The 23,304-nt window shown below is 38.3% G+C and carries 21 protein-coding genes and 1 pseudogene; 1 reads left to right on the forward strand and 21 read right to left on the reverse strand.

Annotated features, from left to right (window positions below; all coding sequences use genetic code 11):
- Nucleotide 1: 1 nt before the first annotated feature.
- From HZY91_RS04950 to HZY91_RS05040, 19 genes are all read right to left on the reverse strand, one after another.
- The gene (locus HZY91_RS04950; RefSeq protein WP_197115154.1) at nucleotides 2-1,351 is read right to left on the reverse strand and encodes a DEAD/DEAH box helicase; all 1,350 of its coding nucleotides are present in this window, start codon (nucleotides 1,349-1,351) and stop codon (nucleotides 2-4) included.
- Nucleotides 1,341-1,628, reverse strand: a complete 288-nt coding sequence (locus tag HZY91_RS04955; RefSeq protein WP_197115155.1) for a VRR-NUC domain-containing protein — start codon at nucleotides 1,626-1,628, stop codon at nucleotides 1,341-1,343. Before HZY91_RS04955 ends, HZY91_RS04950 begins: the two co-directional genes overlap by 11 nt.
- A 151-nt stretch (nucleotides 1,629-1,779) precedes the next feature.
- Entirely contained in the window at nucleotides 1,780-4,014 is a 2,235-nt protein-coding gene (locus tag HZY91_RS04960) for a phage/plasmid primase, P4 family (protein ID WP_197115156.1), read from the reverse strand.
- A 13-nt stretch (nucleotides 4,015-4,027) separates the two neighbouring features.
- Nucleotides 4,028-5,971 (reverse strand): DNA polymerase, encoded by a 1,944-nt coding sequence (locus tag HZY91_RS04965; protein WP_197115157.1) that lies wholly within the window; start codon nucleotides 5,969-5,971, stop codon nucleotides 4,028-4,030.
- The gene (locus HZY91_RS04970) at nucleotides 5,952-6,104 is read right to left on the reverse strand and encodes a hypothetical protein (protein WP_197115158.1); all 153 of its coding nucleotides are present in this window, start codon (nucleotides 6,102-6,104) and stop codon (nucleotides 5,952-5,954) included. The genes HZY91_RS04965 and HZY91_RS04970 overlap by 20 nt, the downstream gene beginning before the upstream one ends.
- An 11-nt stretch (nucleotides 6,105-6,115) precedes the next feature.
- The gene (locus HZY91_RS04975) at nucleotides 6,116-6,670 is read right to left on the reverse strand and encodes a DUF2815 family protein (RefSeq protein WP_197115261.1); all 555 of its coding nucleotides are present in this window, start codon (nucleotides 6,668-6,670) and stop codon (nucleotides 6,116-6,118) included.
- 16 nt (nucleotides 6,671-6,686) lie between these two features.
- On the reverse strand, nucleotides 6,687-7,814 hold the full coding sequence (locus tag HZY91_RS04980; RefSeq protein ID WP_197115159.1) for a DUF2800 domain-containing protein: 1,128 nt from the start codon (nucleotides 7,812-7,814) through the stop codon (nucleotides 6,687-6,689).
- Entirely contained in the window at nucleotides 7,804-8,130 is a 327-nt protein-coding gene (locus HZY91_RS04985) for a hypothetical protein (protein ID WP_197115160.1), read from the reverse strand. The genes HZY91_RS04980 and HZY91_RS04985 overlap by 11 nt, the downstream gene beginning before the upstream one ends.
- A complete protein-coding gene (locus HZY91_RS04990; protein ID WP_197115161.1) occupies nucleotides 8,093-8,311 on the reverse strand; it encodes a hypothetical protein in 219 nt (72 codons plus the stop codon). The genes HZY91_RS04985 and HZY91_RS04990 overlap by 38 nt, the downstream gene beginning before the upstream one ends.
- Nucleotides 8,312-8,374: 63 nt before the next feature.
- Nucleotides 8,375-8,872, reverse strand: a complete 498-nt coding sequence (locus HZY91_RS04995; protein ID WP_197115162.1) for a sigma-70 family RNA polymerase sigma factor — start codon at nucleotides 8,870-8,872, stop codon at nucleotides 8,375-8,377.
- Between the two features lie 388 nt (nucleotides 8,873-9,260).
- Entirely contained in the window at nucleotides 9,261-11,192 is a 1,932-nt protein-coding gene (locus tag HZY91_RS05000) for an ImmA/IrrE family metallo-endopeptidase (RefSeq protein WP_197115163.1), read from the reverse strand.
- A gap of 166 nt (nucleotides 11,193-11,358) precedes the next feature.
- Nucleotides 11,359-12,762 (reverse strand): 6-phospho-beta-galactosidase, encoded by a 1,404-nt coding sequence (lacG, locus tag HZY91_RS05005; RefSeq protein WP_197115164.1) that lies wholly within the window; start codon nucleotides 12,760-12,762, stop codon nucleotides 11,359-11,361.
- A gap of 17 nt (nucleotides 12,763-12,779) precedes the next feature.
- Complete coding sequence (locus HZY91_RS05010) at nucleotides 12,780-14,504, reverse strand: lactose-specific PTS transporter subunit EIIC (protein ID WP_197115165.1); 1,725 nt, start codon at nucleotides 14,502-14,504, stop codon at nucleotides 12,780-12,782.
- 9 nt (nucleotides 14,505-14,513) lie between these two features.
- Complete coding sequence (locus tag HZY91_RS05015) at nucleotides 14,514-14,825, reverse strand: PTS lactose/cellobiose transporter subunit IIA (RefSeq protein WP_086950604.1); 312 nt, start codon at nucleotides 14,823-14,825, stop codon at nucleotides 14,514-14,516.
- A gap of 31 nt (nucleotides 14,826-14,856) precedes the next feature.
- The gene (gene lacD / locus HZY91_RS05020) at nucleotides 14,857-15,825 is read right to left on the reverse strand and encodes a tagatose-bisphosphate aldolase (protein ID WP_197115166.1); all 969 of its coding nucleotides are present in this window, start codon (nucleotides 15,823-15,825) and stop codon (nucleotides 14,857-14,859) included.
- Between the two features lie 2 nt (nucleotides 15,826-15,827).
- Nucleotides 15,828-16,763: a tagatose-6-phosphate kinase gene (locus tag HZY91_RS05025; protein ID WP_197115167.1), complete on the reverse strand. Its 936-nt coding sequence runs from the start codon at nucleotides 16,761-16,763 to the stop codon at nucleotides 15,828-15,830.
- Nucleotides 16,764-16,779: 16 nt separating this feature from the next.
- Entirely contained in the window at nucleotides 16,780-17,295 is a 516-nt protein-coding gene (lacB, locus tag HZY91_RS05030) for a galactose-6-phosphate isomerase subunit LacB (RefSeq protein ID WP_197115168.1), read from the reverse strand.
- A 23-nt stretch (nucleotides 17,296-17,318) separates the two neighbouring features.
- Nucleotides 17,319-17,747 carry a galactose-6-phosphate isomerase subunit LacA gene (gene lacA, locus HZY91_RS05035; RefSeq protein WP_153833503.1) on the reverse strand — a complete coding sequence of 143 codons (429 nt, stop codon included), beginning with the start codon at nucleotides 17,745-17,747 and terminating at the stop codon, nucleotides 17,319-17,321.
- 276 nt (nucleotides 17,748-18,023) lie between these two features.
- Nucleotides 18,024-18,779, reverse strand: coding sequence for a DeoR/GlpR family DNA-binding transcription regulator (locus HZY91_RS05040; RefSeq protein ID WP_153833502.1), 756 nt, complete (start codon nucleotides 18,777-18,779; stop codon nucleotides 18,024-18,026).
- A gap of 930 nt (nucleotides 18,780-19,709) precedes the next feature.
- Between HZY91_RS05040 and HZY91_RS05045 the strand changes: the two are divergent.
- Nucleotides 19,710-20,096: pseudogene (locus tag HZY91_RS05045) on the forward strand (IS30 family transposase); the annotation flags it as partial.
- A 353-nt stretch (nucleotides 20,097-20,449) separates the two neighbouring features.
- Here HZY91_RS05045 and rlmD read toward each other — a convergent pair.
- On the reverse strand, nucleotides 20,450-21,856 hold the full coding sequence (gene rlmD, locus HZY91_RS05050; RefSeq protein ID WP_197115169.1) for a 23S rRNA (uracil(1939)-C(5))-methyltransferase RlmD: 1,407 nt from the start codon (nucleotides 21,854-21,856) through the stop codon (nucleotides 20,450-20,452).
- A gap of 121 nt (nucleotides 21,857-21,977) precedes the next feature.
- Nucleotides 21,978-23,279: an alpha-amylase family glycosyl hydrolase gene (locus tag HZY91_RS05055; RefSeq protein WP_197115170.1), complete on the reverse strand. Its 1,302-nt coding sequence runs from the start codon at nucleotides 23,277-23,279 to the stop codon at nucleotides 21,978-21,980.
- Nucleotides 23,280-23,304 lie beyond the last annotated feature (25 nt).

The raw sequence follows: 23,304 nt of genomic DNA on the forward strand, positions 1-23,304 counted from the left end.
TCTAACTTACCTCCAATTCCGCTTTAACAGCTTCCATTAATTGATTTTGAAATTTATCTTTTAACCTTAATGCTTTCATAACATCCTCATCAATCGTATCCTCAGTGATAATGTGATGGACTACAACTGACTCCTTTTGTCCTTGCCGATAGAGCCGAGCATTCGTTTGTTGATAAAGTTCTAAGGACCAAGTTAATGAAAACCAAACTAAAGTAGAGCCTCCTGCTTGTAAGTTTAAACCATGACCAGCACTAGCTGGATGAATCAAAGCGATTGGGATTAATCCTTTATTCCAATCTTGAAAGTCTTGTTGCGTCTTTAATACCTTCACATCAAATCGTTGGGTGATACGAGTTAAGTCATGTTTGAACCAATAGACTACCAAAAGTGGTTTTCCATTCGCAGCCTCGACAAGATCTTCTAGGGCATCTAACTTACGGTCATGAATCCAGACACTCTCTTTTTGCTCATCGTAAACGGATCCACTGGCCATTTGGAGTAACTTATTGGAAAGACTGGCGGCATTAATCGCATCAATTTCTTTGTCTTTTACTTCCACAATCATTTCTTTTCGCATCTCGTCATAAACTTTGCGTTCCTTATCTGATAGCCTAACAACTACTTCATTGGTTATAAAGTCTGGCATATCTAAATAGTCCTCTGCCTTCATGGAAACTGTAATGTCTTCAATTTGATTGTAGATTGCTTCTTCTGCTTCAGGCTTAGGTTTATAAGAATAAATGACCATGCCATTCCGTTGATCGGGTTCAAAGTAACGCTGGCGGTAGTGAGTGATAAACCGTCCAAGACGCTCTCCCTTATCTAAGATTCGAAATTGTGCCCATAAATCCATTAAACCATTACTCGATGGCGTCCCAGTTAATCCGACAATTCGTTCGATAAAAGGTCTAACTTTTAGCAATGATTTAAAACGTTTTGCGGCATGTGACTTAAAACTAGAGAGTTCATCAATGATGACCATATCAAAATCAAATTGATAACCACTCTTTTCGATCAACCATGTGACATTCTCACGATTAATGATATATATTTCGACCTCTTGTTTAAGGGCTGACTGTCTTTCTATTTGATTACCAACTACGACAGAATAACGAAGATCCTGTAGATGGTTCCACTTTTCTATTTCATTGGGCCAAGTATCTCTTGCTACCCTCAACGGAGCTATCACCAAGACTTTCTTTACTTCAAAAGAGTCGTACATCAAATTCTTAATTGCTGTCAAAGTAATGACTGTCTTTCCAAGTCCCATATCTAAAAACAGAGCCGCGACAGGATGAGTATCAATGTATTCAATCATCTGTTGTTGATAACCATGTGGTTTAAACTCCATCACGAATCACCTCCTCAAGTATTCTTGATATATCTTCTCTGCTATCTAATACAAAGCATTTAAAATCTAAGGATTGAAGTTGGTTAATCCGTTTCTGTTGAAGTTTACGTGGTTTATGACCGGGTGCTTTCACTTCAACAAAAGCCAGCTTGCCTCCTGGAAGCAATACTATTCGGTCAGGAATCCCAGTTAAACTTGGACTCGTCCACTTTAAACACCATCCTCCAAGACATCTGACTGCTCTAATTAATTGCTGTTCAATTTCCTTCTCTCTCATGTTACCCCCTCAATAGTTTGATAAATCAATAAAGTGACGGTGAGTGATGGCTGTATCTATTCTTATTTATATATAATTTTAATTTTTGCTCTATATAAAATAGGTATAGAAATAGCCGTCACTGGGTGTCACTTTCCCTTTGTATCAAGCTTTATAAAAATTCACTTTGTAATTTCAATCCATGGATGAAAGTACCACGATTGGTCTTCTTCCGTTCAAATCCCGCTGAGGCAAGAGCTGTATAAAAATCAGTCGTGCTTCTAGGGAATTCTCCAGAACGGTGACAATAGGCTCTATATTCCTCGTAGACTCTTCCTGATTTTTCTATGAGCCCTTCTTTAACATCACAGCAATCCATTATGAAATGATGGAACCAGTCATTCGTTTCCTTATAAAAAGCAACCGCATCTTTTACCTTTTGAGGCTGCGAAATTTTATAATCTTCAGCAATGACCTTCTGTGCCCCTTCAACTACCCAAGCTAAGATAGCTTCGCCGGCTTCTTGATAAAGAAAATCCGCGTAGTTTTTAATATCACTGTTTCCTTCAATCTTTGCCTCAAAGGGAATAACAATTAATCGTCGCCATGTTCCTTCATCCAAGGCGCCTACTTTTGGAAGGTGATTGGTGTAAAGGACCAATGTATGACTCGGCGTATAAGAAAAGGGATCCTTAAACTTTTTCTCCGCGAAAATCTCATCAGTGGAGCATAACTTTTTGACGACAGACGTGTTGAGTCGCATCCCTTCTTGAAGTTCGGCAGAGATTAAGAGGCGTTTTCCTTTTGCTTCTGCCAGTTCGTATTTCACATTACCTTGTTGCTTCATCGTCAATGAATCCGCCGATAGATTCCCAGAATAGCTACCTAGGACTTTGGCAATCACATTCCAAAAGGTAGACTTCCCGTTGCGGCCATCTCCATAGGCAATGATAAGGGCTTCCACGTATACCTTTCCTATCGCAGCAAGTCCGACAATTTTCTGAACATAATCAATCAATTCTTGATCCTCTTGGAAAAAAGTATTTAAAGCATCCAACCAATGTTCCTTTCCTTTGTCCGATACGTCCACTAAGGTTTGTTTGGTAATGAGGTCTTCTGGCCGATGCGCGAACATCTCTCCTGTTTTTAATTCAATTGTGTAAGAAGGCGTATTAAGTAAAAATTCACCTTGGTCTAATTCACCTTGTTCAATTTCGACCAGATGACGTACCACATTTAATGCGGATTGAATGTATCGATTATCACGTCGTTTGAGCACAAAATCTTCATACGCTAAAGCTTCTTCGAGATTTCGCATGATAACAGCTTGCTCTTTCGTCATGGCTTCTTGGGCTTTTTTCTTACTCATGGAAGCAAGTAATTGCATTCCCCCATTATTTTCCAGAAGCTGTCTGTATTCATTAATTTTATTTCCTGCTTCTTCAAGTTGTTTATTCGTCAATTCTTTTACAACCCCAACAGCTTGAGACTTTGACTCGTCCCAATAACTCCCGTTATACACTAGAAAGTCCGTTGAAGGAGAATAGCAAAGCTGATGAGAAAAGTGTTCTGCCAATACAGAAGCTTGACCCACATCTGAATAGTCAGTGGGTTTATATTGATAGGTCACATTAAATTGGTCCGGCGGAATGTAATTAGGATCCTGAGACACGCGCTCTCCAAAATTCAAAGCAGACTGCCAAATCTTATTCAATTCTTCTTCAGATAAAGGTGGCGAACAATCTAATGCTTTTTGATTAAACTGCTCTCGTGCTTCCTTGGTATTTCCTAAGCGAATTAAAAGTCGTCCAGCATAATGGCTCATCGTACTATTCCGAGACCCTTCTGGTATTAAAGACTGTTCATGATTCCATGTCTCAAATGAAGACACTTGACGGATAAAGCTGCAGACCTTTTGATTGCCGGCGCAGTGGACTATTTCAGGATTGGCCACCCCAAATATCATACGCGCGCTATCTAAAGCATTGCGATCAAAGTAGGGAAAGTAATCGACAATTGATTCTTTTAACTGTTTATAATCTTGCGCATCATAAACTTCCTCAATCGGAAAATACACATGAAAGCGAGGTCGAGCTGATAAGCTGCCTTTACTCTTTTGATGGTTTCGACTCGCTACTAAATAACACGTCACATCTTGGAAGTAGGTAGTAAAGTCACTCATCTCAATCCAATCCTCTGAGTTATCAGAGTGATCATTATCTAAATCTAGTACAACAACATTTGACACCTTAAAATTCCCTACCGAACGATAGTTATTTTCATAGTCAGCAGCAACGTGATCATACGCTGCTGCTTGTTCTAATTTTTCTTTTGAATCGACACTGACTTGATGTGGAAATATGGTAGCTCGATGATTTCCAATCGTGTCTGAACAATATAAATCCATCTTTTCCCTCCTGTTAATCTTTTTGATAAAAGTGACATTCAAAACCATCGGCTCCAAGTTCTAAACCTTGAGCCCATTCTGGCTGTTTACTCATGATGGTTGATATTTCTTCAACACTAGATTGGTCTTCTGGAACTTCCAAGACAATTTCATCATGGACGTGCATTACGATGAGATAATCTTTTAGTCGATACATGGATTCAGCTAAAATATCTCGTGCAATGCCTTGTACGATATTCTCGACAAACTTAGCTCCATAGGATTCAATTTCTTGCCAGTTATTTCCGGTTCCTATTCCCGCATAAATAACTGATTCTCCTCCAAAACGATTTGTTCCGATGCGAGGCTTGCAGTAAGCTAACCGACGTCCGGAGGGCAACTCAATAAATAAAATTCCTGATTCATAGGTAAAACGAAGTCCATGCGTTTCAGTGAGCATTCGTCCCTTCACTGTTTCTTTCGTACAGCGATCCACTGACCACCAGAAGTCTACAATATTAGGACTTGCATGACGCCAAGCATCTACGAGTGGTTTTAGGTCTCCTTCCTCTATCCCCATCTCAATGGCTCCCATGGCTTTAAGTGCGCCGACAGAACCCCCATAACCGAGAGCGAGTTCAGCAATTTTCCCTTTTTGACGGAGATAGCTATTCACTCCATGCTTTTCAACGGGAACACCAAACATCTGGGAAGCAGACTCACAATAAATATCCTTCCCTGCTTTAAAAGCTTCTTGTCGCCATTGTTCCTTGGATAACCATGCTAAGATTCGTGCTTCAATGGAAGAAAAGTCATCTACGATAAATCGATGACCCTTCTTGGGAATAAAAGCTGTTCGGATCAACTCAGATAAGGTATTAGACACTGAACCAAATAATAGTTCCAAACTTTTGTTATCTTTCTTTTTTACTAAATTACGAGCTTCCTCTAGATTACTTAGGTGGTTACGAGGCAGGTTCTGTACTTGAACCAACCTACCTGCGTAACGCCCGGTTCGATTGGCTCCATAAAACTGGATAAGCCCTCGTGCTCTGGAATCCATTCCCGTCACTGATAACATCGCATCATATTTCTTCACACTCGACTTCGAAAGTTCTCGCCGAAGTTCGAGCACTTGCTTGTTCTTTCCCTTTGATGTTTCTAAAGCTTCTTCCACTGCTTTTTTCGCCATAGATGCGATGGAACACCCTTGTTGATTGAGCCACTCTTTTAATTGAAGCGGTGAATTAGGGTTTTCTAAACCAGTTATATCTTTAGCTTCTTGAAGATGATGCTCTCTGGTTTGTCTGCCGCAATAAATTGCCCCTTCTACCAAATCCATTTCCACCTCAATCCCTAAATCATTAATTTTCTGGTCTTGGTGATAGTAGTTCCATTCTTCACTGGAGACAGGAAATTTAGAGAGACGTTCTTGAATTGCTAATTCTACTTCAACATCTCTTAGGTTATATTCTTTGAAAGATTTCCAATCTTGTAGGGAATGCCCAGGGAAATTCCTTGTTCGGTATTCATTCGCTTTCGTGGGTTTACAAGGTGTGCAAAAGTATCGAATCAGCCGCTTACCTTCCTGCATCTTTTTACGCTCTAGTCCTAGCACCTCGCCAACTTTCTCTAATGATAGAGGCAAACCTAGCGAAGCCGACCACACCAAAGAACAATACCAACCACCTGGATTGAGGTATTGTCCGGTGGGATACCCTAGATGTCGACTCAAACAAATTCGTTCAAAGTTAGCATTAAACGCCCATTTTTCAATAGTGTTGTCTTCTAATGCTTCTAATACAGTCACTGGTATCTCCTCCCCTTGAGCCACATCAATCACTTGAATAGGTCCGTTGTCAATTGAATAAGCAAAGAGGAGGACTTCAAAGTCCCTACTCTCCGCGTATTTATACACACCGGCTTTGGATAAATTAACTGATGAGAAAGTTTCTATATCAATACTGATTGTCCTCATTTTTCATCCTCTTTACTTCTTGTTTATATTGATTCCAGCGTCTAAGGACTGAGATTAAAAGGTCAGTTCCAAGGTCCAAAATAATGTTTAACCAAATTACGACAATAATAATCCAAACAATTAATTCTCCCATCACTATCCCCCCTAAGCCAAGAAATCATCAGTTACATCAGAAAGTGTTTTAAAATCTGAACTCGCAGAGGATCCACCACCTAGCGGTTCTCCGTCACGAATTTTCTGGATATTTCCTAGACCGCAGGCTACTCCTCGATTCCCATTCACGTTGTAAGCATAAAAATTGATGGATACTCGTGCATAAACGCCAGAGTAAACTTCTGAACGATCCAGGATTGGATTCACATATTCATCAACAATTTGTGGCGCACGTACAGCATTAGCATTGACAAAGAAGGCATCTTGGTAGGCTGCATCTTCTTTCTCAATATTTCCGTCCCGTAATGGTAATTTTAAAGCTGCTTTATTGGGTTTCTTGCCACCAAACTTTCCTATTCCTTGTTCAATCGCGGCATCAATAGCTCGTTCGATAGCCTCAATAGTTTTCGTATCTGACTTTGGAATAATTAATGATGCAGAATATTTTTCTTTTCCGCCATTCATGGCAGCACGTGGTTCCCAGACGTTTGCATAGCTTAATCTCACTTCACCTGTAACGACTTTCGTTGGATTCATATTTGACATAATTTTTTCTCCTTTTCTATTTAAAATCTTCTTTAACATCGTGTCTGACAATGGCTGGACGTCCATCACTATCCAGGACTAACTGTGGTTTGCCTGATGAGCGCGTTATCAAATCACCAAATATTTCATTAAATGTCTTGTTACCAATTTGCTTCTCTAACTTAGTAAGAGCCTTTAGTTTCACTTCATGAATATCTTGAATACCTTCATCATTTGCGCGTTGTTCCACTAAAGCTACATCCATATATTTTCGAGTGGTTCGGCCTTCTACCAATTTAAACCCAGACCATTCTTTGTTATGTTCGATCGCTTGTTGGTAAGCATAGGCTTTCACATCCTCCGCCCATCTCACCAGATCGTCTAATTGAGGCAGTATGGATTCAATCTCCTCATCTGACAGCAAATGCGCTTCTTTTAATTCATACTTTTTAAGTTCAAGATGGTGATTCGCTCTGTCTTTAGACACTGCTCTAATCTTGGTATGCTTTAACCACTCGCCAGGATTCAATTCACCTTCACCTTGATAAGCAAGTTCCGCTTTCTCTTTCAATTCGCCGTTTGCCCATTCCAGGAGCGCATCTAAATCAATGACCCATGTCGCGATATTTCCGATACGAGGTTGATAGATTGAAAGATGAATTGTTTCAATATCATAAATCATATCCAGTAACGAGATAGCTCCGAGTGCGTATAGTTTCATTTGTGGGTTGTCCTCAACCGGAACATAGGTCTTCCCATATTTAAAATCTACAACTTTAAGGGTTGCCCCCGATGCGAGAATACAGTCTGCGGTTCCGAATCCTTCTGGAACATAAGTTGAAAAATCAACTCTTTGTTCAATTAAAACAAGCGGACTTTCTAATTCAGACATTTGTTCATGAATAAAACTGACGTAATCATCAGTGTAGGCTTCCATTTCATCAGAGTGATAAACAGAGGCCGGACGATTATTTTCAATACCTAATGACTTTTTCAATTTAAATTCAGCTAGTTCATGGGCAGCGGTTCCTTCTTCGGCATATACATTGGAGTCATCCACCCCCATTTCTTCGACAGCAATTTGTTCGAGTCTTGAAATGGGTGGGTGTTCTAACCACTTATGGGCACTAGAAGCCGATAAGAGAGCATGGTTCTTATTCGTCATGACTTAATGCCTCCGCTTCATGCCATAGGATGTAATAAGTAGATGGATCTAAGTCGCTTAACTTATTGGACCCCATTTTTTTAATAAGAGACCGAATTTCATCTGAGAACCCTTCTTGTGCTTTCTTTGCTAACTGTTTTTGTATAGCCTCAAAACTGATTGGCTGTACTGTTTCTTGTTCATCGGGAATAGCATACTCATCTAATGTCATCTGGTTAGGATCCTCACTAACAAATGCTTGGTAAAAGTGTTCCCAATCTTCGTAAAACGATTTAATTTTATCGTTGATGGCTTGTAACTGTTTCATCTGACTCATCTAAGATTTCCTCCTCTTTAATTTCGACTGATGCGATTTCATCGCCGGGTACTAATATCGTTATTTGCTGTTCTATTCCAAACAATTTTTGATATAAACGCTGACTAAGCCGAGCTTTTCTTATACGAACCATTTCTTGCTGACGCTTTGGCCTGGTTCTAATGGTTAGAGTTTGTTTCATCCAGGTTCCTCCTTTCGAAGGGCTTTTGATTTTTTCCCCTTCATTATTAGCCACCAGGGGGACCTAATTCGGACGGGCTTGGATATATTTTTTTAATTTAGTTTTTGCTCGGTTGACTGCTTTACGAATTGCGGATTCATCTTTACCTTCTTCTCGCGCGATGCTGGAATAACTTTCCCCATCAATTAGGCATCTTTGTATCAAATATATCTGCCGGTCAGATAAGATACTCGATAACTCATTCATCCATACCTTGCTTAATACCTGGGACTCCACATCAACATTCGATTCAATAACTCTTTTTTGTAATTTACGATTTTTATAATCCTCACGACTTATATCTTCATAAGACCTATGCCGGTCACTTCTAGATTGTTTCCTATCATTCAGCTTTTCCTCATAATAAAAATCTAGAAGTTCTGTTTTCCAATCAGCCTGATAATTCGAATCAGTCATTGCAATGATTAATTCCTGGTCATCTGGGAAGTCCTCAATCATCAACTCAATTTCTTTGCCACTCTTACCTATATATTTCACTATTAACGGTTTATACTGTTTCACTGTTTTGCTCCCTCTTGCCTAGAGAGCATCAAGAGCAAAGAGGACAGCAAAGAGGCCTGTGACCAACAAAGTACACAGACCTACTCCTGCCATAAAATGAGCGCATTAAGGTAAGGGTACTTTTATCTACTCAAAACCTAAGTATCAAACTTAGATCTTGAGTAGATTTTGTATCCTCTTGCCCTTAATGCATATCAGGCAGTATGATATTTAATATGAAATAAATTATCTATTTCTATTTCCATTATCACAGGAAGCTCACATTATGACCCGGCATTAATCGTGCCGATTTAAACAAAAAAACTGCTTCAATCTACGGTTTTTATTCCGTGGATTAAAGCAGTTTTTTTAACAACTTTAAGTATATTAGCATTTCAAGCGGCAGGCTTCATTCCGCATCTTCAAAATAATGTTTATCTGTTCTACCTAAAACATTAAAATTTTGTGCATATAATATTTTATTACATGCATGTAAGCCTAAATTGGCGTGACTAAATAATAAAGTTTGATACATTACGTCTCGAGGAGTAGACCTTAACTCGTACCCAGCTAATTTCAGTATTTTAAAACTAATATGAGGAGGTAAACCCATACCTAGACAGAATTGCATAATAACATCAAGAGAATGCTCTATATCATCTTGATTTTTCAATTGTCTTAATTTTCGGTCACTTAAATCACATAATTCCGCGACTTCCTCTACTGTATAATCATATAAATTGATAATATAACTAATTGCCTCAGGTAAATTATTTGGTATGTTTTTTAACAGTTCGTACAGATTATTTTGTTCTTCTCTCAAGAAGCTTGTTTTATCATCCACATCTTCTGGATAGGCTAAACTAAATTGTAATCTTGACCGTTGGCTATGATATAAAACCCCTAAATAAAGAAAATGAAGCTGGGATTTGGTTGTTGACATTAATTTCACGTTAAATGGAAGACAACATTCATCCATATGATATCTGGCATAATCGGTCAGATTAATTTCACCATTAACCGTCTCATAAAGATATTTACTATCGTTTTTAATTACATGTGATTCTACATAAACATAGTTTTCTCCAGATAGTTTACGCCTTAATTCTTCTGACCTATCAAGGAGGTCAATAAAATCATCATATTTTAAAGAAAATGTCTGATTACGTTTTAAACTTCCTCGAGAAAATGCATAATTTTCAACATATTTTCCATCTACATAATTTAGTACTCCCATAGCTTCTTCATAACCTAGATCAATAAGTCTTATCTTTGCCGTAACTATAGACACATTAAAGTTTTGAGCAATCTGAGATATTGCCCAGTTAATCTGAGCGACCTTACCTTCAATGTCACTTTTTTCCTTTAAGTACTCAAATCCGTCTATGTTGCCTAACATATCAGAAAAATTTTGGTGTTCTATTTGATATTCCTCGACTTTATCTATGCAAATTTCCTTTGGTAATAGTATACATGGAGCTAAACTACGGGCATGTATTTCCATAAAAGTATTTTCTCTTTGTAATTGAAAATTAGTTGTTGAGGAAATTCCTTCGTCTATTTGCATATTGGAGTGAACTAATTCGCCAAACATAGCTGCTTTATAATGAAGTATCCAATGAATACATTCATGAATGATTGTATTATTATATGCCCCGGTACCTTTATTCTCTTTTAGACGAGGATCAATTACTACGGTTCCTTTTTCGATAATAACCAATTCTTCGGGATAATCTTCAATTGCTACGGATTTAACAGCAGAATCGCGAAAATAAACCTGACCATGAATACTACAATCTTCACTTAGAACTAATTCTTTCACATCTAATTTGATGCGATGGGCAAAAGCTAAGGGATTAATAGCTTCGCCAGTTTCAAACACTTCTGGATAAACTATTTCAAGAATTTCAGAGGCTATTTCATCATTTTGTTTTTTATGTATGATAGGAACTAGTTGATCATCAAGGGGATATTCATGATTTACTGTGTTTGAATATTTACCATAGCTAAGAGCTCCCATTTCATGAAAGTCTTCCTCGATTCTGAATTGAGCCTGCAAATTAGCCCACGGACGCTCAGTAAACCCATAAGAACCAGATTCTTCATGTACCGAAATCCGCCACTCCTGCTTTATTTGGATAGTTATATCTAATAAATAAGGACCTATATCATTGATAAATAATTTAATAATATCGAAATCTAATAATTCAATATGGCCAACATTTTCATTCGGATAATGCAAGTCCGTTAATTCAATTAAATGATTTGGAATATAGATTTCCAACCATTCTTTAATTTCATCTTTATACTCTTTCTTAATTAGCTGTTTAAATGATAGCAAGAAAGCACCTCTTTTCCAAAGAACTTATGTTCGCTTTTATATTGTAGCATCTATATTAAGCAGCTTCAATATTACCATAATTTAATAAGACATATCATACATGAAATTAACTTTCTAACTTAGTCGACAAATTAAAAAGGAAGACCCGCGTCTCCCTTTTAAGTCATTATTTAATTTCTTGAGTTGCTGCAAGTTCTTTGTACCAATAGGCACTCTTCTTAGGATAGCGTTCTTGCGTCTCAAAATCTACGTAGAATAGTCCATAGCGTTTTTCATAGCCATTAGACCAAGAGAAAACATCCATGAGAGACCAGATGAAGTATCCTTCAACCACAGCGCCGTCTCGTATCGCATCTGAAATGGCTTCTAAATGTTGTTTCACATAGTCAATTCGTGCATCATCATAGACAGTTCCATCAACAAAATCATCCTTATAGCCTAATCCATTCTCAGTGATATAGATTTTCTTGTAATTCGGATAATCTTTTTTAACGCGCATAATCTGATCATATAAGCCCTGAGGATAAATCATCCAATCCCAATCAGTACGAGGGACATCAACATCAAATTCTCGCTGGCCGACACCTTTAATCTGATATTTAGATCCACCTTTATCTCCTTTAGAGTTGTGTGTAATCTCTGTCTCACCTTCAAAGGCTTTCATCCAATCACTCATGTAATAATTAATTCCAAGGAAGTCATTCATATCTTTGGCAGCTTTTAAAGCTTCAAAGTCTTCATCTCTTAGGTCTAACTGTCCACCGTTCACTTCAAGTATGTGATTCACACCATCCATAGTTTTCTCAGAATACTCTCCAAGATAAGTCGCATCCAGGATGAATTTATTATGGATGATATCCTCTAACTCCGCCGCACGTACATCTTCAGGGTTCTCTGGGTCTAGAGGATACTTAGTTGGCAAGGCATGCACTACACCTATCTCACCGCTATAGTCCGCTTCTTTATATAATTTGACCGCTTTTGCATGGGCAACCATCATATTATGATGTGATTGGAAGACTTTAGCTAGATCATACTTGATACCTGGCGGGAATTTACCAACCAGATATTGCCCATCCCCAATAGGTCCGATTTCATTAAAAGTAGTCCAGTACTTTACTTGAGTGAATTCTTTAAAGCAAAATTCTGCATAATCGACAAAGTGATCGATGTTTTCTCTGTTCAAAAAGTCACCTTTAGAATGAAGTGCTTCCGGTGTATCAAAGTGATGGAGTGTTACAAAAGGCTCCACATGTCGTTTATGACATTCATTGAATAGATTGTGGTAATATTCAACCCCTTTTGCATTCACTTCTCCATAACCCGTTGGAAAGATTCGTGACCAAGCGATAGAGATTCGAATACCATTCACACCAAACTCTTCCGCAAGCTGAAGATCAACGGGATACTTGTGGTAGAAATCACTTGCAGGTTCCGCAGTATACCAGTAATTATCCTCCAGATACTTATCCCAAGCAACAGGCCCTTTGCCATCCGTCTTGGTGGCTCCTTCTGCTTGATAAGCCGCAGTTGCCCCTCCGAAAATAAAGTTCTTTGGTAATGTTTTCATTAATTAGCCTCGATTCCTTATTGTAAATTCTCTTCAACAAATGCTAAAGCACCTTCACCATCACGCGTCAATGCTATATATTCCGCTCCGGCTGTCTTAGCCAGCTTGATGCCTAACTTATCCGTCTCTGCTTTCATATCCTCATAATTAGAAGCTACTTGTGGTGCTAGAATAACAAATTGATATTGAGGAAGTATCTCGCGGTGTGCTCCATAGCTTCCAGCTGTAGCCTTAATAGGTCTATCATATTCTTTAGCAGCCTTGTTCAAGGCATTGGCTAAAAGTCCACTCGTTCCACCACCTGCACATAGTACCAGTACATTAGTTGATTCTGTCGCTTTAACAGCTGTTGAAGGCTCAGCTTTCACTGTTGTAGTCTCTTCAACCTGACTCTTCTCAAGAATCGCTGTAGCTTTACGTGTATCAAAGCTCTGTTCAACTTTGGCTTTTAATTCATCAGACGATGATACTCCTGACTCTTCTTCCGCTAGAATCTGACGGTCATAGACTTTCAAGAACGGGTAGTAGATTAAGACATCCACGATGATTAAGACGGCAACCAGGACAAAGGATAAGAATTGGAAGTTCGTTCCTAACAAGATACCAAGCGGTGCTGGTGTTGTCCAAGGAAGATTCGTTGTAAAGCTATTCATTCCTAAGGCATCGATAAAGAATTTAAAGATCCAAACATTGGCAATCGGTGCAAAGATAAATGGCACAAAGAATACAGGATTCAAGACGATGGGTGCCCCGAACAAGAGAGGTTCATTCACCCCAAAGAATGTGGGTATAACAGACGCGCGTCCAATGGCTTTGTTACGCTTAGACTTAGTCATCCACATAAACATGAATGGAACAACAAGCGTTGCACCAGTACCCCCCATTGTGACAATGAACATCTGAGTTCCAGATGTTAAGATTTTATCCGCATGTTCACCTGCTTGTAGTAATTGTAAGTTCACATCAATGTTGGCATAGGTAATAGCTGCAATAGCTGGCTCAACAATTGAAGGACCATGAATCCCAATAAACCAGAAGAATGCATACGCACCAAAGATAATGGTAATCCCCAAGTAACCATCTGCTGCTTGGAATAAAGGCGCAAGTAAGGTACCAATAGATTCAGCAACATTTACGCCCAGTGTGCTTCTTACAAATAACGAAACCGCATAAAGGATAACCACTGAGACAGTAAAAGGAATTAAGTCTTTAAACACTTGAGATATATTAGGTGGGACTTCTTCTGGCATTGGAATCGTCACATTATTCTTCACACATACTTTATAGACATTGACCGTCACGAATGCAGCGATAAAGGCTGTGATTAGCCCCTTCGTCCCCATGAATTCCGTTAAGAATCCACCTTCTTGGGCAGGATCGGCTGCCATCAATAAGAAGCCTACCATCGTTGCTAGCATAGTTGAGATATAGTTTATCTGATTAGTTGCTTCCATGTCTCGATTCATAGAATCGGTCAATGACTTTGCTGTCGTCCCTGATACAAAGAAAGCTAAGATTCCCATAGAATAGTTATAAGGGACCATTAAGAAATTCTCTACTTCAGGACTCCAGTGGAATCCCCATGCGTTTGGCACATAGGCTAGTAGAATAAATATACTAGAGAATAGAATGACTGGCATACCCGCGATAAAACCATCACGGATAGCACGAATATAGATATTACGAGAAATTTTCTCGAAGAAAGGTTTGGCTTTTTCAATTTGAGCAATTAATGTATTCATAGCTTTACCCTAGCCTTTCTTATAGAATCCAATTAAGTGATTAATTAGATCTTTAAGTAGTATGGTCGTCATCAGATGGTCTTGACCATGCATCATAATGACACTGTATTCAATCTCTTCGCCAGATGCTTCTTTAGCAAGGAGATCAGTCTGAGCATTATGTGCACCAACTATCACTTCTTCAGCTTCTGCCACAAGTCTCTCAGCTTCGTCAAAGTCGCCATCTTTTGCTTTGTTCAAAGCATCTAATAGTTTAGATCGTGCTTCTCCTGCATAGGCAACAATTTCGAAGCCAATCATTCCCACTTCATCTTTGTTCATGTTAGTTCCTCCTTTTTCCAGAATACCTTTATTATAACCCAAAGTCGCAGGCTACTGCAGTACGATTAAGGACTTCATTCAGGTCTTCTATATTCTTTCTTCCTTCTGTCTGTAACCATTCACGAGCCGCTTCTTCCCCTTGTTCAATAAAGACTTGAACAGATCCTGCCCATGTTGCACGTCCACATAATACACCATTGAATCTCGCACCGGCTTCATAAGCGAATTCTAAAGTATCTTGGAATAATTTAGCGCTTACACCTGCACTTAGATAGATATAAGGTAGGTCTGTTGACGCATCTTGTTCTTTAAAAGCTGCTTTGGCCTCTTCTTGAGTATGTAATACTTCTCCGCTCGCAAATCCTTCTACATAATTCATATTCACTGGCACTTCCACTTTAAGCACATCAACTCCAAAGCGATCTTGAGAGAATACTTTCATCGCACCATTCACTTTATGCGCTTTTAATTTTGCGAATTCAAGACTTCCGTTATCTTCAATATTTTCATCGTATGTAAGAATTTCAAGGAAGAATGGAATATCCTCTGCCGCACATTCTGAACCAATTCTTTCCATGTAGGCTTGTTTTTGAAGATTAACAAACTCACTACCATCCACATCATAATAAAGTAGGAACTTAACAGCATCTGCTCCTTGTTCTTTAATGCGTTTTACTGACCATTCTACTAAGCAATCTGGTAAACGATCGGTCGTCGTAGCGTCATATCCAGTCTTTTCATAGGCTAGTAATAATCCAGCATTATCATCACGTACTTTCGCAGCTGGTAGACCGTATTCTGGATCAAGTAGAATTGATGACGCATACGGTGTAAGTTCTTCTGATACAATTTCTTTTAATCGTTCAATCTGTTCAACGGTTGGCTCCTCACTTTGATACTTACTCATCATTCTCTTTAGAGCACCACGTTGGTCAAAGGCTAGCGCTGAGATAACGCCCTTATCATCAGTCAATTTGTTTAGGTAATCTAGTTTAGTCATTTTTATACTCCTCTAACTTGAATTTTATTGAATAAGGCCTCATAATGATTCAAATTAACATGGCCTGTTATTTCTTCTTGAGCATTTAACATTCCTAAGACGTTCGCATGTTTCAGCAATGTCACATCGTCATAATTACGAGTGATTCCCGATACGATTCCTGCTACAGTCGAATCACCTGATCCAACCGGATTCACGATATCAATGGTTGGAATGTCTACTTTGTAATACAAATCATTATGTTTAGCAAAAGCACCTTCAGAACCGAGTGAGACAATGACCCACTCCACACCATTGAATAAGCTGTCTTGCAGTGCTTCTTTTAATAGATTTAAATCTTTATCTAATTCTCTGCCTAGTAATTGTGATAATTCATCCACATTAGGCTTAATGACTTTTGGTTTATGTCCAGATAATAGAACTTGTCTTAAACTTTCTCCGGAGGTGTCTAATACTACTGGGACTTCCTTAGCATTAGCAATCATAATGAGTTCAACATAGTAATCTGTTGCTAGGCCTGAAGGGGTGCTACCCGATATTGACACAACTTCAGCATCCTTAAGTAAGCTTTCAAAATGATTTTTAAAGGCTTCTCCCTCTACATCTGAGATGGTCGGACCTGATTCAAGAATCTCTGTCTGCAGTCCTTCATGCAAGATAGCAATGCAGTTTCTTGTATTTCCCTTAATCTGGTAAAAGTCATGATGAATAGCTCCTTGGTCTAATTGAGACTTAATATAATTCCCAAGGTCTCCTCCTACTAATCCAGTTGCTGTAAGATCCTCGTCTATTTCTTTTAAGACTCTGGTTACATTCAAGCCTTTACCACCTGCAGACTTATTCACATTACTCACTCGATTCACATCATCTAATTTGAATGTTGGTAATTGATAAGCGATATCCACGGATGGATTCATTGTGACAGTTAAGATTGACATAAGGTCACCTCTTCATCTAATCTTTGTATTCGCCACGGTCCCATTTTTCAAGAAATTCTTTAAAGAAATCTGGGTCTGTTTGATCTACTTCTGCATGATCTAATTGGTTAATCTTGGCAATTAATTCTTTGTTTTCGTCTGTTTCTTTATATTCAGCTGCAATAAAAGCATCAATAATATCACACATGAGTAATTCACCTGTAATCTTGCCACCGAAACCAATTACATTCGCATTCAATTCTTCTTTTGCATAGATAGCTGTTGACATATCACGAACTAAAGCTGAACGGATACCTGCTACCTTATTTACTGCGTTATTAATTCCTACACCAGTACCACAGATACAAATCCCTAGGTCTGCTTGGCCTCTCGCCACAGCCTCTCCCACCTTTTTCCCGTAGATTGGATAGTGTGTTCTGACATTGTCATATGTTCCAAAGTCAAGGACCTCATAGCCTTGTTTCTTCAAATAATCAACTACAGCAATCTTTTCATAAGTCACAATATGGTCGCATCCAATAGCAATTTTCATTTTTTCTCCTCCAGTTAATTCAATTAACACATCTTGTTCAACATATCTACACGCACTTGATGGCGTCCACCATCATAGTCTGCAGATAAAAATTCAGTAGCAATATTCTTTGCTAATTCAGGTCCTACAATATTGGCTCCTATGGTAATCATTCTTGAATTATTATGTTCACGCGTCATATAAGCAGATCGTTCATCAGAGACTTCAGCTGCAACCATCCCCTTAATCTTAGTCGCAACCATGAAACTCCCTGCGCCATACCCATCAATGACAATTCCTAAGCGTCCCTCTTCTTCGTTCACTTTCTTCGCAACAGCTAAAGTAGTATCTACAAAGTCAGCTGTTAATTCTTCACTGACGTCGATAACATCAAAGTTCTCATCTAATAGATGGGCCTTCACAATCTCTTTTAACTGTTTACCGTCTCTATCCGCACCCAATATAACTTTCATCTTATTGCTCCTTTATGTCTGCTAATTTTGCTTTGCCTTTTTCCGTTCGATAGTAGAAAACGCTTTCTGATTTACTATGCATATAATATATCACAAATGTTTAAAAAAGTCAACACTATTTAAACGTTTATTGTTTAAATAGTGTTTATTATTGTTTGAAATATTGAGTTAATCAACTTTATTGTCATAAAACTTTTTTATTGGTATGCAAAAAACTCCTTCTAAACTCAACTTACTTGAGTTTAGAAGGAGTTTACTTTAGTATTGTGTGTTTAGTTAAACAATTAATTCTGTGTATACTTGAATTGCTTGTTTTTTATCCTCATTAGATTCTTCCATAACTACCGCTGTTAGGTCAGATAAGTGACATAATTTAGAGAAATCCTCTTTCCCAACCTTTGACGAATCCAATAACAAATAACTCTCTACCGAGTGCTCTAATGCCATCTTTTGAGTGTAGGCTTCTGCGACAGATGACGTCATGACAATCCCATCTTTAACACCATTACCACCCAAAAAAATCTTCCCGAACCGCATATTCTCCAAAGACATATTCGTAATCTCACCTACAAACGACTGTGTGACACTTCTCATCTCACCACCGAGTAGATAGACATGGAATGTCTCGGACTTTTTCTTTAATAGAATATTAAAGATGGGAAGGCAGTTTGTTACAACCGACAGGGCTTGGTAATTAATCACCTCTGCTAACAAAGCCGTGGTCGTTCCTGGCCCAATAAAGATTACATCCCCTTCATCAATTAATTCAGAGGCTCTTTGAGCTATATATCGTTTCTGGTCCGTATTCTTATCAAATTTATCTTCATGCGCGATTTCCTTATATTGAAACGCACTATTACTACGAGCCCCACCATGGATTTTCTTTAATAGCCCCTGATCATCTAACTCTTCTAAATCTCTTCTCACTGTCATATCTGACACATTATAGCGAGACACAATCTCTGAAACCCTGACAGTTCCTTGTTCATTCACCCATCGAATGATTGCTTCATGTCTTTGATATTTATTCATACCCGTCCTCCTCGTTTATAAACTCACTATACAACATTTCTTTAGAAAGCTCTACACTTAATGTTTAATTTATAAACATTCAAACGTTAAAGCGTTCGCTAATGTTTGAATATAATCTATACGGATGTTTCCTTATTTCAATTGAAATAAATAACTTATTAAGTCAGTGTACTATCTTTATTCAATCCGGATTTATTCACTAAAAAGTGATATCTCCGACCAACCGCATCGTTGATCATTGACCGTCACGAACTCGATCACGAACAATTAACAGGTTAAATTTCTCCCTATTCAAACCATCAAAAGGTATTTCTTATCGTTTAGTAAAGTGCTATAAACCGCTTATTGTAGGCTTTGTTAAAAAAGTTGTGTTTTGTTCAATTTCGTTTTGGAGCTTATTGTTACTTAAAACACCAAGTTTCTCGCCATATGAACACTTATAAAAATAAATGTTTTGCAAGGTTTTAGTCTCCTTACAACACATTCTGAAATGCCCTGTGTACCCGATTTTGATACACTTTTATTTTGCAGATTCTCTCTTCATCAACTTCATCTTCGTAAAGAGCTGTAGCAGCATTCTCAATTCCTATTATTCTTTCTTCAGATACTACTTCGTCTAGTCTTGCCTAGTTATCCTCATAGAAATCATTCAAAAGTATGCACATCAATATTCGGTATAAGCAATGTGTAAAGTCCTGAAAATACTAAGAAGCACTTATTAAGAATCAATAAAAAGAAATACTCAAAGCCAAAAAGATGATGATTTAGAATTAGAAAATATGATTATAGATACGTTTAATTCGAATAGAAAAAGCATTGGTACAAGACGAATTAAGATTAATTTAAATGATAATTTTATAAGTATCCATCTAGTTATTTATGCAACTGTCATGACGCTATGGTTAACATCTGTTTTTAAACTATGTTATTAGTCGTTTATACCTTGCTTTTCTGATACCCAACCGCACTAAAGACGCTATGTACAATGCAATTGAGCAGTTAACAAGTAATCTGCCTGATCACGCCTTAAAATCATTTACTTCTGATCGCGGGAAAGAATTCGCTTGTTACCCAGATGTAGAGGCATCAGGCATTGATTTCTACTTTGCGGATGCTTACAGCGCTTGGCAAAGAGGGACAAACGAAAATTCGAATGGCTTAATGCGCGAATTCTTTCCGAAGAAAACTGATTTAGCTAAAGTGAGTGAAACTGAATTATTCACGGCTTTATGGCTAATGAATAATCGACCAAGAAAATGTCTGAATTATCAAACACCTTTAGAAAAATTCATGCACGAAACTTCATTGATTGAGTAAATAAAAAATTGTCGCAATAATTATTGCAATTCGTCATTGTTTCTTGACTAATATAATACAAAAAGCCCCCTCCTTAACTGAACATAAATAAATTATACATCACAACTAAAGATAGTACTACTTAATAAAATAAATCTCTTTTAATGGACTATTATTATAGATATTCGCTAAAACGATTAAATGTTAAATTAATAAAATAAAATCTTTTCCATCATTATTTTTCGACCAGTTCCCCCATACCCACACCCAGTTTTTCAATAAATCATCGAATTTCCACTTAAAATATCCAATTAAACAAAAAAACGGGTTCCCAAACACCTCTCAGGCGCTCAGGAACCCTATTCTAATGCGGTTTATTCACCTGTACGTGACATCAATACTACACACTCAACATGCAAGGTATGGGGAAATTGATCGATTGGCTGGATGATTTGTGGTTCGTAGTCGAATTCTGCCAGCCAGGCAAGGTCATCAGCCAAGGTTCTTGGATTACAAGAAATATAGACGATTTTCTCTGCCCCATAGCGTCCAATTCTTCTCATCAATTTCCGGCCGCCTCCCCCACGTGGAGGATTAATAATCAGAAGATCGGTGGTTGGCCACTCTTCTTTTAACTGTTCCAAGCCTTCTTTAGCATCTGCCACTATAAAACGAGTATTATGTAGTTCTGCTCTAGTAGCATTTTCTCGAGCTGAAAGAATTGAATTCTCCACCAACTCAATACCTGCAAGTTCTTTTGCTTTTGCAGCAAAAGGTAGACTGAAAGTTCCAATCCCACAGAATAGATCCACCACTCGCATATTTTGATTGACTTGCGCATAGGATAAAGCACAGTCAATCATTTTCTCTGCTTGAAGTGAACTCGCTTGGAAGAATGTATTGTAACGAATTTTATAGCGATAACCCTTTAATTCATCCTGAATATAGTCTCGACCATAGAGTAATCGTGGTCTTTCAACCGGATGCTCGCCCCGTACCGTCTCTTTCTCCAACCAAATTATACTCTTAATCTCTGGGAACTGTTGACTAAGACGCGTCACAAGTTCTTGACTGGCGGATTGATAATCCTCTAATAAGCCATTTGCGACTAGAACCACCATGACCTCATGGGTGGTAAATGATCTTCGCATCATCAAATTCTTCAAATCTCCCATCACCAGATCTTTATCGTATCCTGACAGTTGGTAATCTTCCTGCCATTGGCTCACCACTTTTTTGATCGCAACCATAATTTCTGGTGCAATGGCTGAATCGTCTAAGTCAATGACTTTTTTATAATTTCCAATTTCATGCATGCCTAACTCACCCGCTTTTCCAAAGGTGAGTTCCATTTTATTGCGATAACGAAAAGGATCCTTCATTCCCATAATTGGCTGGACCAGTGAGGGGTCAATTTCCTTATCTGCTAATGCCTTCTTGACTAGATTCTCTTTGACTTCTAATTGAGCTTCATAGTTCATGAAAACAAGAGGGGTCCCCCCTGAATTCGCTTGTTTATAAGGAATCGCCTGATTACGATCTGGACTAGGCTCTAATAGTTCATCATAATGTGGAATTTGAGCCGATCTCCGTCCTTTAGCATTCTCAACCGTCACTCGCACTTTATCTCCTGGAATTGTATTCGGTATAAATAATTTGAGCCCTTTGCCATTCGAGCCCCGATCAGGAGCATGCACGTATCTGGCAAATCCAAAGCCCTTGTGATCTAAATCCTGTATCGTTACATCTAATACCTCTGTAGGAAAATCATTTCTTTTCACTTGAACACCTCAACTATTTATCTATTAAAAGATTATTCACTCATCTTTATATTGCCTCAGCAAGTAATGGTAGTATAGCATATTTTGAATTAGGAGAACTTCCCGCTTTAAGGTAAACCATTTATGAGGGGATTGTGGTTTGAAGATAAATCGGATCCTGCTCAAGTCTTATCTTCCCATTTTTCACTTGCACCTCTTGATGATTATATTGGTTCTCATAGTTGCCATCTTCTATTGGAACTTCTATCTCACCTTTTTTATTCTGATTGAGAGCAAAAATACCGATAACTTCTTGATGATGATCTTGATATTGCACCCAAACGGCCTCCAATTCATCATCAGCCCCCATTTCAAAGGTACCCGAGACTGGGACAAGTTCTTTTTTTAGTTGAATAAAACGTTGGATTTCTTTTGAGATATCCTTTTGCCAATTCCACTCTATTAAATCATGATCAAAGAGCGAGGGAAGATGGTCTGCTTGGACTTCCTGGCCATTATAAATCAAATGAGCACCCCGTAAGAAGAAATTAAAGGCGGTCAATTGTTTTAATGAATGATGGGGTTGAATTTTACCTGCAATTCTTTCTTGGTCGTGGTTTTCTAGAAATCTCAATTTGGTAAAGTTCGCAGGGTAGGTCCAAAACTGTTGGCGAATACTCTCAATATAGTGTGATAAAGCGACTTCTCCCCGTAAATAGGCCAAAAAGTAATGGTTAATATCATAATCATAGGTTAGGTCAAAAGCTTGATAAACCTCTGAATCAGAAAGTCCTGTAATCCCTTGTCTTCTCGTTTCCAGAATAAATGCCGGTTCCACCGATTCTGCTAACCAAATAAATTCAGGGTTCACTTCAGTTACTGCTTGACGAGCCTTCAACCAAAATTCTAAAGGAACAAGTGACGCTACATCACAACGAAAGCCATCTATAATTTTCGCATATTCCACCAATGTTTCGATTTGATAGTCCCAGAGAGCGTCGTTGCCTTGATATTCTAAATCAATCACATCGGTCCATTCACCAATATGATTACCAAAATGACCATCTGGTTTCCGATAGAACCATTCAGGATGCTCTTGGCTTAAGATACTATCAGGCGAAGTATGGTTAAATACAATATCAATCATAACTTTCATCTCTAATTGATGAACCGCCTCCACTAAAGCATGAAAATCTTCTCTTGTTCCAAAGGCTTCATTAAAGCCGCGATAGTCTTTAATCGCATAGGGAGAGCCTTCCTTCCCTTTCCGTTTAAGTTCTCCCAATGGATAATGAGGTAAAAACCAAATCATATCGACGCCCAACTCTTTTATTCTTTCTAATTCGGGCATCACTCCCTTAAAATTTCCTTCATTCGAGAAATTTCGAATAAAAATACTGTAAATAGTCAATTTACGTAAGTCGATCGAGCTTTCTATCGCCATCTTGTCCCTCCATTATTTACCGATT

Origin of the sequence: Facklamia lactis (genome assembly GCF_015863205.1) — a bacterium.
Lineage (GTDB): Bacteria > Bacillota > Bacilli > Lactobacillales > Aerococcaceae > Facklamia > Facklamia lactis.

Bases quoted from the DNA above. Each gene is read 5' to 3' on its own strand.
- HZY91_RS04990 (WP_197115161.1), bottom strand. From the start codon at position 8,311: ATGAAACAAACTCTAACCATTAGAACCAGGCCAAAGCGTCAGCAAGAA.
- HZY91_RS04965 (WP_197115157.1), bottom strand. From the start codon at position 5,971: ATGAGGACAATCAGTATTGATATAGAAACTTTCTCATCAGTTAATTTA.
- lacA (WP_153833503.1), bottom strand. From the start codon at position 17,747: ATGAAAGTTATATTGGGTGCGGATAGAGACGGTAAACAGTTAAAAGAG.
- HZY91_RS04955 (WP_197115155.1), bottom strand. From the start codon at position 1,628: ATGAGAGAGAAGGAAATTGAACAGCAATTAATTAGAGCAGTCAGATGT.
- HZY91_RS05040 (WP_153833502.1), bottom strand. From the start codon at position 18,779: ATGAATAAATATCAAAGACATGAAGCAATCATTCGATGGGTGAATGAA.
- HZY91_RS05015 (WP_086950604.1), bottom strand. From the start codon at position 14,825: ATGAACAAAGATGAAGTGGGAATGATTGGCTTCGAAATTGTTGCCTAT.
- lacG (WP_197115164.1), bottom strand. From the start codon at position 12,762: ATGAAAACATTACCAAAGAACTTTATTTTCGGAGGGGCAACTGCGGCT.
- HZY91_RS04985 (WP_197115160.1), bottom strand. From the start codon at position 8,130: ATGAGTCAGATGAAACAGTTACAAGCCATCAACGATAAAATTAAATCG.
- HZY91_RS05025 (WP_197115167.1), bottom strand. From the start codon at position 16,763: ATGTCAATCTTAACTGTCACAATGAATCCATCCGTGGATATCGCTTAT.
- lacB (WP_197115168.1), bottom strand. From the start codon at position 17,295: ATGAAAATTGCTATTGGATGCGACCATATTGTGACTTATGAAAAGATT.
- HZY91_RS04975 (WP_197115261.1), bottom strand. From the start codon at position 6,670: ATGTCAAATATGAATCCAACGAAAGTCGTTACAGGTGAAGTGAGATTA.
- lacD (WP_197115166.1), bottom strand. From the start codon at position 15,825: ATGACTAAACTAGATTACCTAAACAAATTGACTGATGATAAGGGCGTT.
- HZY91_RS04950 (WP_197115154.1), bottom strand. From the start codon at position 1,351: ATGGAGTTTAAACCACATGGTTATCAACAACAGATGATTGAATACATT.
- HZY91_RS04970 (WP_197115158.1), bottom strand. From the start codon at position 6,104: ATGGGAGAATTAATTGTTTGGATTATTATTGTCGTAATTTGGTTAAAC.
- HZY91_RS04960 (WP_197115156.1), bottom strand. From the start codon at position 4,014: ATGGATTTATATTGTTCAGACACGATTGGAAATCATCGAGCTACCATA.
- HZY91_RS04980 (WP_197115159.1), bottom strand. From the start codon at position 7,814: ATGACGAATAAGAACCATGCTCTCTTATCGGCTTCTAGTGCCCATAAG.
- HZY91_RS05055 (WP_197115170.1), bottom strand. From the start codon at position 23,279: ATGGCGATAGAAAGCTCGATCGACTTACGTAAATTGACTATTTACAGT.
- HZY91_RS05010 (WP_197115165.1), bottom strand. From the start codon at position 14,504: ATGAATACATTAATTGCTCAAATTGAAAAAGCCAAACCTTTCTTCGAG.